Origin of the sequence: Paraburkholderia acidisoli (genome assembly GCF_009789675.1) — a bacterium.
GTDB lineage: Bacteria > Pseudomonadota > Gammaproteobacteria > Burkholderiales > Burkholderiaceae > Paraburkholderia > Paraburkholderia acidisoli.
This window is the reverse complement of record NZ_CP046914.1, coordinates 1,269,890-1,282,536: the sequence shown is the minus strand read 5'-3', so window position 1 is coordinate 1,282,536 and position 12,647 is coordinate 1,269,890. Positions and strand designations below refer to the sequence as shown.

Sequence of the window (12,647 nt, the reverse complement as noted above, 5' to 3'; positions counted from 1 at the left end):
AGTTCTCCGGGCATCACACTACGAAGCGCGCCACCGTGGTGTCGAGCCCTTCCGCGCCGCCCTTGAGCACTGCTGCCGCGCGCGCGATCGTGTCGCACGCGCCGGCCGATTTTTCGGTTTCCTCAGCAATTTGCTGGATCGCCGCGGCCACTTCGCGTGCCGCGATCAATTGCTCGTCGGCGCCGCAGGAGATCTCGGAGATCGCTTGCGTCGTGCGGCTCACGCCCGTGAGAATGCGCTCGAACGCCTCGCCCGCCTGCTTCGAGATTTCGCTGCCTTGCGCGACGCGCTTGACCGACTCGTTGATGAGCTTCGAAATTTCCTTGGTCGCCTGCGAGGAGCGCTCGGCCAGCTTGCGCACTTCGTCGGCGACCACGGAGAAGCCCAGGCCGTGTTCGCCCGCGCGAGCCGCTTCGATGGCCGCGTTGAACGCGAGCAGATTGGTCTGGCTCGCGATCTCGCCGATCACCTTGATGATCTCGCCGATGTCTTCCGACGACCGGTTGATGAGTTCCATCGATTCGATCGAGCGCGTCACGGCTTTGGCGCCGCGTTCGGCTTCGACCTGCGTGTCTTTCGCGAGCTGGTCGGCGCCGCGCGAGTTATCGGCGATCGAATTGATCGAGGCCGTGAGTTCTTCGATCGACGCGTTCATTTCCTCGACCGTCGCGCCCAGCAGTTGTGCGCCGCTCGCCACGGTGTCCGCGCGCGCGGCGATGTCCTGCGACGAATCCTTGAAGGTGCCCGCCGAATCCACGACCTTGCCGATCACGCTCGCGAGGTCGCTCATCATGCCCTTGATGCCGGCCGCGAGCTGATCGATGGGATCGTCGCCCGGCACTTCGACTTGCCCCGTGAGATTGCCCGCCGCCGCCTGGCTCACCACCGCCAGCAGCTTTTCGACCTTGCGCTGGTCGTCTTCGGCGCGGCGCTTCACGCTTTCCTCGAGCTCGACCTGCGCGGTGACGTCGTTGGCGAACTTGATGACTTTGTAGAGTCGCCCGTTCATGTCGAAGATCGGGTTGTAAGTTGCCTGAATCCACACCACGCGGCCGCCCTTGCCAAGGCGCTTGTAGCGCCCCGCGTCGAATTCGCCGCGATTGAGCTTGGCCCAGAACGCCTGATATTCGATGCTCGACGAATAGCTTTCTTCGCAGAACATGCGGTGATGCTTGCCGAGGATTTCTTCGAGCCGATAACCGAGCGTGTCGAGGAAGTTCTGGTTCGCGTGCAGCACGATGCCGCCCGTGTCGAACTCGATCACGGCCTGCGCCTTGTCGATCGCGCGCAAACGCCCTTCGTATTCGGCGTGCTGCGCCTTGATCGCGGTGATGTCGGTGGCGAACTTGATGATCTTGTACGGGCGGCCGTCCGCGCCGAGCACGGGGTTGTACGACGCGTTGATCCAGATCTCGCGGCCGTTGCGGCCCACGCGGCGGTATTCGCCGCGATCGTACTCGCCGCGGCCGAGGCGTTCCCAGAAGTTGCGATAGGCGTCGGTCTGCACGTAATCGGGATCGCAGAACATTCGATGATGCTTGCCGCGCACTTCCTCGAGCGTATAGCCGACGGTGGCGAGGAAATTCTCGTTGGCGTGAAGAATAATGCCTTGCAGATCGAATTCGATGACCGCTTGAACGCGGTTCAACGCTGCGCTAATGGCGCTCAATTCGTCCAGGTCTTGCGGACTTACCAGCGTCGAATGTTCCATTGTGTTTGCCCTCGCTTCGTTTGCGCGTGCGGAATGGCCGCGAATGCGGCTTGCCGCCAGCCATGCGCCGGCGGTTTCTCTCAGAGTTATATGAGGTGTTCCCTGACACCTTCTTGACGCGATCTCCGAAGCGCAAACCCGGTATTTCGGGGCTTCCGGCGACGAGATCGCGGGGTCCTACTGGCGATATAACGGCGCATGAACTGGCGACTTGAGCACGGGTTTTTACCTAGGCAAACGTTTGCATAGAGACCTATTTTTGCTCGCTCAACTGGCATTTGCCCGCGCGCCCGGAAATGAGGCAATGGGATTTCATTGCGCGCGAATTAACCAGAATTAAATCGCGCCTAATGCAATGATGGATTGATTGCGATTCAAAAAGCATTGAAAAATACCAATAAGAAAAAAGCGCCCGTTTTCAGGGCGCTTTATGCAACGTGGGTTAATAACGACTTACGGAACTACTGACTGACATACGCTACGAATGGCGGATTGCCGTTTCCAGCCGCCCCGCGCAGGTCGATGCCGTGGTACACGCGGCGCCCGAAATAAAACGGCAAGCCGAGGTCGACGGTTTGCGCCATGAAGCCCGCAAGGTTGTTGAACGCGGTGAAGCGCGTGGCAAGCAGTGCGGCCGCATTGCCGATGTCGATCGTGACCATGGCGTTCGTGCCGTTGAGGTCGCTGAGCGCGACGTCGCGCTGCCACGCGCTGGCCGGCGCGTAGAAGCCGTTCCATCGCGGGATCGAACCGTCGTCGAAGTTGCTGGAGTTGGACCCCGAGTCGATGAACGCCGTCACGCGGCTCGTGCCGTTATAGGCGCCGAGGAAATCGCCCCAGCCGTCGGTCATCAACTGGGTCGCGCCCGCGCCCTTCAACGTGTTGTTCGTCTGCGTGTCGATGCCGAACGTCAGCGTGCCGGTGGCGGTCGGCGCGCCCTTGGCGGAAACGGCGGGCATTTCCACGATCACGCCGTTGTTATCGACAGGAAACAGCGCGACCGGATTGGCGACCTGCTTCGCGAGCGGCACGGCCACGGGCGTGGCCGGGTTGGCGTCGGCGTAATACACGCCGTCGAACGCGTTGGCGGCGCACAGCGAACCGCAGTCGTAGCGCGCCGCGCCCACGCCGAGAATCCCGTTCGCCCCGAGCATGGCGGCCGTGGTGAACGCCGTGTTGTATGCGCAGCTTTGCGGCTTGGCCGAAGCAATGGCCGGGTCGCTCATCACATGGATGGGCACGGCGGCGGCAACTTCGCGCGCGAGCTTGACGTCGGCGTTACGCACGCTGCCCCACATGTGGCCGGAGGCGAACGAAGCGCAAGCCGCGAGGTTGTTGCCGCTCGCGGTGTCGGTCTGGATGGGCAATGCGGCGAGCGTGGCCGAGGGAATCGCCGAAGCGTAGAGACGCAAGCCGAACGAGCCGGTGTCGAGCAACACGTTGTCGATGGTTGCGCAGCTGGCTTGCGCACTGCTGTTCGGCTGGCAGACCGTCACGCTCACGAGCGGGAAGTTGCGCACTTTCGACGCCGCCGAAACGATCACCGGAACCGTGTTGCCGAGATCGGCCGCGGCGCCGCCGTTATCGGAGCCTGAATCGGAGCCGCCGCCCGAGCCGCCCGATCCCCCACCGCCCGGGTCCGTTCCGGACGAGCCGCCGCTTCCGCCGCTCCCGCCACTTCCCCCATTGCCGCCGCTGCCGCTTCCGCCATTCGGCGTACCGCTTGAACCGCCGCCCGATGTACCACCCGACGTACCGCCGGATCCACCGCCCGACCCGCCGCTCGATCCCCCGTTCGCAGCGCCGCCCGATCCGCCCTCGCCGCCATTCCCGTTGGCGCCCGAGTTCGTCTGGCCGCCGTTGTTCTCGACATTCGCGCCGCCGTTCGATGCCGCAGGAGCACCGCCGCCATCGCCGCCACCGCCGCACGCGGCCAGCACCAGACTCAGCGCCAGCGCCGAAATCACCGTGATTCTTTTCATCGCGTTCCCCGTTGGCTTAGTGAATCTGATCGGCGCTCACGCCTTGCGGCAACGCGCGGGGCAGCCACGCCCGCCCGACCAGCGCGCCCATGTGACCGCCCGACTCGACCACGAGATCGTCCTCGCGCACCGCCACCGGTCCGTAGCCGCCGCCGCGTGCCGCCTGCGCGCTCGCGAGCCCCTTCTGCCACGCCGGGAAGTAGTTGCCCAGCAGCGCCTCGAGCGACCCCATGCGCGGACCGCTCCAGGCCACGCCGAACACGGCGCCATGCGCGTCGACGTATTCGCGGATCACGGTGCCGTTGGCGAGGGTTGCCGTGCTCACGGTGTAGGAAGCGGCGGCGCTCTTGCCCGCGGCCATCGCCCGCGCTTCGGGCGCGGTGCGTACGCCGTGGTAGGTCGGCGCGCCGCCCAGCGCCGCCCACGCCGGCGTCGCGGCCAGCCAGGCGACAGCGAGCACGCATATCAGATTTTTCTTCATGTTGTAGTCCTAACTATTTTGATAAACCGGCGAACGAATGTCGCCAGCGGTGTGGCTCGACGAGTCTATGTCAGGCTGACGAACGCCCTACGGCGAGAAATTCGAAATGACTTTTCGAGCGATGACGTGTCAAACCCGGCATAGCCCCGCCACGACGCGCCGCAACGATGTCCAATTGTTACAAGCCACGGCGCGCAATTTCCGGCCGTTCGCGCGTACTTCATGAGGAATGCAGGCCAGAAGCGCGCCGTTAACGTCGAATAGAACCGGGAAACGCGCCGGGCGCGCGGGGTGGGCAACGTGGCTGTAACAACTCGAAAAAACGCTGCGAATCGCGTAATTGCAATGATTCGCGCGATGTCATAGCGTTCGATAATCCGCTGGCATGCGACGTCGCCGCCAGCCATTCCGTCTCTGGAGAGTGTTGTGAGAAGGTCGAAACTGTTCCTCGGGGCCGCGGCGGCCGCCATCGTCTGCGCAAGCGGCGCGGCGCATGCGGCGCACGTCGGCGTGTTTATCGGCGGCGGTGTGCCGTACTACTACCCGGTCGCGCCCGTGCCTTATTACTACGGACCGCCCGTGATCGTCGCGCCGCCGCCGCCCGAGCCACCCGAATACATCGAACAGGGCCAGCAAGCCCCGGCGCCCGCTTATCAAGACCAGTCGCAGGGCCAGCCCTACGATCAACCCGACGCGCAATCCAGCGTGCCGCCCGGCGTTGCAGCAGGCAACGACAACGGCGACACCTGGTATTACTGCAACGCGTCGAAAACCTACTACCCCTACGCGAAAAGCTGCGCGTCGGGCTGGCGCGCGGTGCCGGCCCAGGCCGCGCCTTCGAACTGAACATTTTGACGATATCGAGTCGCACATGAAATCCACTTATCTCGCGCTGCTCGCCACGGCCGGCCTGTTGAGCGCGTGCGCGGTCGTCCCGCAAGGTCCGAGCGTGATGGCGCTGCCGGGCACAGGCAAGACCTTCGACCAGTTCCGCAACGACGACTACAACTGCCGCCAGTTCGCCTTCCAGCAGACCGGCGGTGTGGACACCAACCAGGCCGCGACCAACGCGGGCGTAGGCAGCGCCATCGTGGGCACGGCGCTCGGCGCGGCGGCGGGCGCGGCGTTCGGCGGCGGCCAGGGCGCGGCCATCGGTGCGGGCGCGGGTCTGCTCGCGGGCAGCGCCGTCGGCATGGGCAACGCGCAGGGCTCCGCCTACGACGTGCAACGCCGTTACGACTACGCGTATCTCCAGTGCATGTACGCGAACGGCAACCGCGTGCCGTCGCCGGGCCGCATGGCCACGCAGCAGCCGTACCAGACGTATCAGACCGCGCCGCAACCGCAGCCGCGTTATCTGCCACCGCCTCCGCCGGGATCGCCGCCGCCTCCGGGCACGTACTGATCGCGCGGCCCGAACGGCCGCCCAAATGCAACGAGGCGGGCTACACAGCCCGCCTCGTTTTTTTCATGCCGATTTCCTGGTGATCCGAACGATTACCGCCAGTTCAGCGCGATGCGGTGTTCAACGCCACCTCGCGCACCGCGCCGGTTTCCGTGTCGATCAGCGTGACCTTCTGGCTGGCGCCGGGCGCAGCGGGTTTCGCTTCGAGCAGCGGTTGCAGCACCGGCGCGAGCGACTTCAGCAATTGCACTGAAAGCGCGCTCGTGAACGAATAACGCGCCGCATACGGCTCATGCACCCATGCGGTAAGCGTGCCGTAGAAACGATCGCCGATCACGAACACGAAGGTCGCGCTGCGATTCACCTTGCGCGACTCGATCAGCCGCGCGCCCGGCGCATAGACGTTGAAGCGCTGGTCGCCCGTGCCGGTCTTGCCGTACACCGGCAGCGTCTTGCCGTCGGGGAACGTCATGCCGTCGGCAAGACGCTTGGCCGTGCCGCCTTCCACCACCGAAGTCAGCAACTCGCGCACGACCTGCGAAATCTCCGGCGAGATCAGCGCCTGCGGCGGCGTATCCGCATGCACGAAGCGTGTTTCGTAGGGCGTGCCACGAGCGAAGTCGAGCGATTCGAAGCTATGCGTCGGCAGCTTTTCGCCATGGCTCGAAATCAGCCCGATGAGCTGCGCGAGCGCCGCCGGCCGGTCGCCCGACGCACCGATCGCCGCGCCGTACGACGGCGTGATGCTATCGAACGGATAACCCAGCGCGCGCCACGACTTGCCGATCGCGTCGTACGCGCGCAACTCGATCATGTGGCGGATGCGGCGGTCTTGCGTGGCGTGATACTTCGTCTTGAACAGCCACTGGTAGGTGTACAGGCGCGTGTCGCGGCTCGCCTGCTGGACTTGCGCGAGCGTGGCGTCGGGGTGCGAACGCAGATAATTGAGCAGCCAGAGTTCGAGCGGATGAATGCCCGCGATATAGCCGCGATCGTTGAGATTGAAATTGTCGATGGCGTACTTGTCGTAGTACTTCGCGAGATCGTCGCTGTCGAGCCACTCGAATTTCGTGTTCTTCAGTTGCGCGCGCATCTGCGCATCGAACCACGGCCGCGCGCCGTGCGGATCCACGCTGCGCAGCACCGTCGCGATGCGCGCCGGCCCCTTCCGCGTGTGCGCGAGCAGCGTGGCGAGCGCGTCGGCGTTGCTCTTGCCTTGATAGCGCTGATAAAAGCGCTTCATGTAGACCTGGCTCTCGCCATCGGCGAACTGCGTGAGGAAGCGGTTGCGCACCGCCGGGTCGTCGAGCCATTGATCGGGCGTACCCGACGTCTGGATCATTTCGTAATGGACGATGTCGCGCATCAGGCGCACGAACACGAGGTTCACCGAATGCTGGAACGCGCGGTGCACGGTGAGAATCTGCCCGTTGTCGCTCGACTCGAAGTTGTTGAAGCTTTGCGCGCCGCCGCCGGTGTAGAACGTTTCGCCCGGGCTCGCCGAATACTTGCGCTCCACGGCCGCCTCGAGCATCGCGCCCAGCGAGCGGTCGGGCGTCTTGGCGAGATAGTCGAGCGCCCAGCGCGAGAGCGCGTCGCTCGGGTCGGTTTGCGCGAGCGTCGCGCGCAACGTCTTCGCGTCTTCGCCGGCATATTTGGCGTGCAAGGCGCTCATGATCTGCAGATACGTCACCACCGTGCGCAGCTTCGCCGTGGAGCCGAGGTTCAGCCGTGCGCCCGAGTTGATGTCGAACGGCTGATTCACGCTGTCGGTCTGTACGCGCACGAGGTTTTCGCCGTTGCGGCGCTCGAACAGCGTGAAGCTGTAGGCAATTTTCGAGGGATCGTCGGCGGGCTTGAGCATTTCGAAGCCCACGAGGCCGGCCGCGCGCGCGCCGTCTTTGGTCGCGGCATCGGCGAGTCGATCGCCCACGGCTTGCTGCACGCTGTCGTCGAGCGTTGCCGTGGCGCTCAGGTCGAGCCGGTCGAGGTCGTAAAGCGTCTTGAGGCCGAGCACCTGCATCAGCTGCGTGCGCAAGGTCAGCACCGCCTTGCGTTCCACGTAGGACGCGGGCGCGGCGGGCGCGGGCTTCGAGCGGTCCAGCGTGAGTTGCGTCGCGAGCGCGGCGTCGCGCAGCGCGGGCGTGATCATGCCGCCGGAACCGAGCAGGCGCAGATAGCTGTCGGTGAGTTTCGCGAGCGCGTCATTGTTTTTTTGCAGGAAGTACGACGGCGCGCGCTGCGCGATCAGCAACGACAGCACCTGGCGGAACGCGAGCGCCTGTTCGTCGAGCGTGGCGGACGAAAGCGGCGCGCGCAAGATACGGTTCACGTCGCGAAAGTCGCGCCCGTACCAGGCCGCGAGGCCGTCGCCGAGACCGTTCACCTCGCCCACGCCCGGCTTCGCCGCGAGCGGCACGGAGTTGAGGTAGTGCACCAGAATCTGCTGACGCGCGGGCATCGTCTGCGGCCCGTCGAGATACGCACGCACCGATGCCGACGCGATTTGCCGCAACTTCTCCGGCGGCGTGGAGGTGCGGCCGCCCGCCGAGTGGCGGAACTTTTCGATCTGGGTGGCGAGCGTGCTGCCGCCGGGCGTTTGCTGATGCCGGTTCACGAGGCGCAAGCCCTGGTCGGCGAGCGCGCGGCTGAAGCGGCCCCAGTCGATGGCGGGATTGCGGTTCGGTTGGTCGTCGGCGAGCAGATATTTATCTTCGATGAACAGCAGCGAGTTGCGCACGAGCGGCGGCACCGCGTCGAAGCTTTCGTAGGCGCGCTGCGGATACCGCGTGTGAAAGAGCGTCGCGCCCGAGGCGTCGCGCAGCACGATGCCGGCCTGATCTTTCTCTTCGTAAGGCAGAAAGAGGCCTTCGTCGGCGAGTTGCAACATGCGGTCCGAATCGCGCGCCTGCGCCGCGACCGTGAAGCCGCGCTGCGCCAGACGGCTCTGGAACTCGGGCAGTTGCGCGTAGCCGAGACGCACGTCGTACGGGCCGTTGGTGGTGGGAAAGCGAATGCTGTGACTCGGCCCGGTTTCGACAGTGAAGCCGATGTCGCGGGTGAGTTCGGAGAGATAGCGCGCCTGCAGACGCGACGTGTCGATTTCGATCTGGACGATGCGCGCCGCGATGAGGAGTGCGGCCAGCACCGCGACGAGGAGTCCCCACTTGATCCACCGCAAAAGCGAGGCGGCGCCAGTGGCGCGAGGAGGAAAGCGTACCGATGGCCGGCTCATGCGCATTCTCCTGACGTCTACGTCAGATCACGGAACAGCGTCTGTCAAACAGTCTATCTCTCTCTGTAGGTAATTGTGTGGCCGCCTGAGAGGCGTTCGAGCGGCGTCGTAAGGCCGCAACAGCGATGCGCACGGCGTCACACAGCGCGCCGCCGCGTGGCGTCCGCGGCTCGCCCGGCACCGCGCGGCGCACCGAGGCACAGCACATGCTGCCGATATAATGATCGGCTGGCTGCCGCCGCGGTTTTGGCGTGCTCGCCGTCCTCTTACACGTACGTACCTAGTTTGTACCTATTGAAAGCCGCCGCTTTACGGCTTACCAGGAGAAATATGAAGAAGCTCGCCGTGCCACTTGCCCTTTCGCTCACGCTCGGCGCGTGCGCGTGGTTCCAGAGCAACCCGGATGCGGGCCAGCCCAACATCGATTCCACGACTAACCGGTCGGTTCAGGACGTCGTGTCGTGCCTGACCGTGGAGGCGCAGCGCCACAACGCCAGCTTCTCCACCACGCCGCTGCCGCAAGGCCAGATGCTCGAATTCGCCGACGACAACGTCATCAAGATTCGCCACGACAACGGCACGACCGAATACCGCTATTACGCGGGCAAGCGTCATCCCTCGAACATGTGGATCGAAGGCGCGAGCAAGACCTGCGCGCCTTGATCGTGACGGCGTGACGGCGTGACGGCGCAAGTCGGCTGCCGTAGCGTCGATCGCGGTAAAGACACACTTCAACCCGCATCCGCGGCGCGTTTTCGCCAGACGAACGCGCGCGGATCGCACCGATTGCGCCCCCGAATTACATCCACTTACGTCACGTAACGCGCTGTAGCGCGGCGACACATTTTCGCGAACGGTTTTAAGAATCGTTTAAGTGTTGGTCCGCATCATCGCGTCACTGAAAAAGAAACGCAGCAGGAGGTCCCGTGAACACGCAACATTCGCAGATTGAGGCAAACCGCGCCAAGGGCGCCGCAGAGCCGGCCGCGAAGCCCGCGCGCCGCACGATCCTGCGCCGTCTGTTGAGCCATCACGAGCTTGCCACGCTGTTGCTGCTGCTGCATGCGCCCATCGACGCGCACGCCAAGCCCGAAATCCCCATGCTCCAGGAAGCGGGCCTCGTCGAGCAGGTCTCCGACGACGCGGGCGCGGCGCGCATCCGGCTCACGTCGCACGGCAACGCCGTCTTGCAGGGACTCGGGCTCGCGCGCTGAGCGCGGCGGGTGGAGCGCGGCGGCATCGGCAACATCGCCGGCGAACTATCGGCAAGCTCATCGGCAGAACGATCCGCAACACGCAATAACGAAGGCGGCGGCACGCTCGAACGTGCCGCCGCCTTTCATGCGCCCGGAATTCGCGCTCACGCCACCGCGAGCGCGCCACCTGCCGCGTGCTCGTGACCGTACGCTTCATCCTGAGCGTCCAGCGCCGCGAGCGGATCGTCCTGCAAACGCAGCAAACGGTAGCCGCTCTTGTACACCGGCTGCAGCCGGAAGCCGTTCGGCTGCTCGATGTCGAGCAACAGGCGCAGGCGCGAAACATGGCTGTCGATGGTGCGCGTGAGCGTATGCAGTTCGCGGCCCCAGACCATCGCGTAAATATGATCGCGCGACAACACACGGCCGATGTTCGAGAAGAACAACGTGGCCAGCCGATACTGCGTGCCCGAGAGCAGCACCGCTTGACCGTTCACCGTAGCCAATTGGCGGCGCATGTCGAAGTGATACGGTGCAGCGTCGATGGTCATGGTTTCGTAGCGGTCGGGATAGGCGCGGCGCAGCAGCGCATTCACGCGCGCGCGCAGCACCGAAGGACACACGGGCAAGCTCACGTAGTCGTCGGCGCCCACTGAAAACGCGCGCACCACGCTGTCGTCCGACGCCTCTTCCGAGGCGAACAGCACAGGGATCTGGCTGCCGTTGACGGCCCGCAGCGTGCGCAGCAATTCCGCGCCCGAGAGCCGCGAGCCTTGCCAGTCGAGCACCAGCATGTCGACGGTCGATGCCGCGAGCGCTTTGGCCAGCGCGAGGCCGTCGCCGAACGGCAGGCAGGCGTGGCCGCACTGCGTCAGCACGCGCTCGATTTGCTGCCGATACTCGACATCCCGCTGAAGAATCGCAATGCGCATGGGAAGCTCTCCTCGATTGTTATAAAGCCGCGCAATTTTGTTGAGAATTGCAAAGGCTGCCCATCGGACGAGTCCGAAATCGGTGGCGAACCCGGCAGAATTTCGGCCGCTTCAGGTCGCCCGGCCGCTTCCTGTAAAATCGCGGGCTGGCCTGAAGTCGTCGGCGCGTCCGCCTATCCGCACGGACGCGTCGTTTCGTGCCCCACCCTCGCGCCCACTTTCCGACGACCGCCGCTTTCCGCGCCACGCGCGCACCAGGCGATCTGGCCCTGGCGGATGCCCCATGCCGGCGCCGCCGCCCTTCTCGCACATAACAAACACCCTGGTTTTCCGGAAATGCAAGCAACAGACATCGGCGTTCGCGCGCCCGCCGCCGCGCGCGCGCTCAACCGCAGCGACTACAAGACGCTCGCGCTCGCCGCACTCGGCGGCGCCCTCGAGTTCTACGACTTCATCATCTTCGTGTTCTTCGCCCCGGCGATCGGACAACTGTTCTTCCCGGCCGCGATTCCCGACTGGCTGCGTCAGCTGCAGACCTTCGGCATCTTCGCGGCGGGCTATCTCGCGCGGCCGCTCGGCGGCATCGTCATGGCGCACTTCGGCGACCTGCTGGGCCGCAAGCGCATGTTCACGCTGTCCGTGCTCATGATGGCGCTGCCCACGCTCGCGATGGGCTGCCTGCCCACCTACGCGTCCATCGGCGTCTTCGCGCCCGTGCTGCTGCTTACGCTGCGCGTGCTGCAAGGCGCGGCCGTGGGCGGCGAGGTGCCGGGCGCGTGGGTGTTCGTCTCCGAGCACGTGCCGCGCCGCCATATCGGCTACGCGTGCGGCACGCTCACGGCGGGCCTCACGTTCGGCATCCTGCTCGGCTCGCTGATCGCCGCGGCCGTGAACCACCATTTCGCGCCTGCGGAGATTTCCGCCTGGGCGTGGCGCGTGCCGTTCCTGATCGGCGGCGTGTTCGGCCTGTTCTCGGTGTATCTGCGTCAATGGCTGCACGAAACGCCCGTGTTCGCGGAGATGCAGGCGCGCAAGTCGCTCGCCGACGAAATCCCGCTCAAGGCCGTGCTGCGCGACCACGGCGGCGCCGTGATCGTGTCGATGCTGCTCACGTGGATGCTTTCGGCGGCGATCGTCGTCGTGATCCTGATGACGCCGCCGCTCATGCAGAAGCAGTTCCATCTCGACGCCACCACCTCGCTGCTGGCGAACTGCGTGGCGACGCTGTTCCTCACGGTGGGCTGCGTGAGCGCGGGCGCGCTCGCGGACCGCTTCGGCGCGCGCCGCGTGCTGTCGATCGGCGGCATCGCGCTCGCCGTGGCCTATTACGCGCTGTTCCGCCAGATGGCCGTCGACCCCTCGCTGCTCGTGCCGCTCTACGCGGTGGCCGGTTTGCTGGTCGGCACGATCGGCGCGGTGCCGTTCGTGCTTGTCAACGCGTTCCCGGCCGTCGTACGCTTCTCGGGCATCTCGTTCTCGTACAACGTCGCCTATGCGGTGTTCGGCGGTCTCACGCCGATCGTCGTCGCGCTGATGATGAAGTCGGCGCCGCTCGCGCCCACCTATTACGTGGCCGCGATCTGCGTGCTGGGTGCGCTCACGACGCTGTTCTTCAAGGACCCGCCGCGCGAAAGCTGATGCCGGCCTGAGCCCGGCGCATGCGCTCGCCGCCTTCGACACTTCACCTCGCGCTGAAACGTCGAAG

General features: G+C 65.2%; 10 protein-coding genes. 5 read left to right on the top strand and 5 right to left on the bottom strand.

All coding sequences use genetic code 11. The features are described from left to right. Positions 1 to 13: 13 nt before the first annotated feature. The 3 genes from FAZ98_RS19825 to FAZ98_RS19815 form a co-directional block, all read right to left on the bottom strand. Entirely contained in the window at positions 14 to 1,711 is a 1,698-nt protein-coding gene (locus FAZ98_RS19825; RefSeq protein ID WP_158953084.1) for a methyl-accepting chemotaxis protein, read from the bottom strand. A 461-nt stretch (positions 1,712 to 2,172) separates the two neighbouring features. After that, positions 2,173 to 3,693, bottom strand: coding sequence for a DUF3443 family protein (locus FAZ98_RS19820; protein WP_158953083.1), 1,521 nt, complete (start codon positions 3,691 to 3,693; stop codon positions 2,173 to 2,175). 16 nt (positions 3,694 to 3,709) lie between these two features. Continuing rightward, positions 3,710 to 4,174 carry a DUF2844 domain-containing protein gene (locus FAZ98_RS19815; RefSeq protein ID WP_158953082.1) on the bottom strand — a complete coding sequence of 155 codons (465 nt, stop codon included), beginning with the start codon at positions 4,172 to 4,174 and terminating at the stop codon, positions 3,710 to 3,712. Positions 4,175 to 4,600: 426 nt separating this feature from the next. Here FAZ98_RS19815 and FAZ98_RS19810 point away from each other — a divergent pair, with 426 nt between their 5' ends. Beyond that, positions 4,601 to 5,020: a hypothetical protein gene (locus tag FAZ98_RS19810; protein ID WP_158953081.1), complete on the top strand. Its 420-nt coding sequence runs from the start codon at positions 4,601 to 4,603 to the stop codon at positions 5,018 to 5,020. Positions 5,021 to 5,045: 25 nt separating this feature from the next. After that, positions 5,046 to 5,579 (top strand): YMGG-like glycine zipper-containing protein, encoded by a 534-nt coding sequence (locus FAZ98_RS19805; RefSeq protein WP_158953080.1) that lies wholly within the window; start codon positions 5,046 to 5,048, stop codon positions 5,577 to 5,579. Positions 5,580 to 5,682: 103 nt separating this feature from the next. On the opposite strand, the gene FAZ98_RS19800 is transcribed toward FAZ98_RS19805, so the two are convergent. After that, the gene (locus FAZ98_RS19800) at positions 5,683 to 8,814 is read right to left on the bottom strand and encodes a transglycosylase domain-containing protein (protein WP_158953078.1); all 3,132 of its coding nucleotides are present in this window, start codon (positions 8,812 to 8,814) and stop codon (positions 5,683 to 5,685) included. A 330-nt stretch (positions 8,815 to 9,144) separates the two neighbouring features. On the opposite strand from FAZ98_RS19800, the gene FAZ98_RS19795 reads away from it, so the two are divergent. Then, positions 9,145 to 9,477, top strand: coding sequence for a hypothetical protein (locus FAZ98_RS19795; RefSeq protein ID WP_158953076.1), 333 nt, complete (start codon positions 9,145 to 9,147; stop codon positions 9,475 to 9,477). A gap of 284 nt (positions 9,478 to 9,761) precedes the next feature. After that, positions 9,762 to 10,028, top strand: a complete 267-nt coding sequence (locus tag FAZ98_RS19790; RefSeq protein WP_158954081.1) for a hypothetical protein — start codon at positions 9,762 to 9,764, stop codon at positions 10,026 to 10,028. 146 nt (positions 10,029 to 10,174) lie between these two features. Here the strand turns inward: FAZ98_RS19790 and FAZ98_RS19785 are convergent, their stop codons facing one another. Beyond that, a complete protein-coding gene (locus FAZ98_RS19785; RefSeq protein ID WP_158953074.1) occupies positions 10,175 to 10,942 on the bottom strand; it encodes a response regulator transcription factor in 768 nt (255 codons plus the stop codon). Between the two features lie 336 nt (positions 10,943 to 11,278). Between FAZ98_RS19785 and FAZ98_RS19780 the strand changes: the two genes are divergently transcribed. Continuing rightward, the gene (locus FAZ98_RS19780; RefSeq protein ID WP_158953072.1) at positions 11,279 to 12,580 is read left to right on the top strand and encodes an MFS transporter; all 1,302 of its coding nucleotides are present in this window, start codon (positions 11,279 to 11,281) and stop codon (positions 12,578 to 12,580) included. Positions 12,581 to 12,647: the final 67 nt, after the last annotated feature.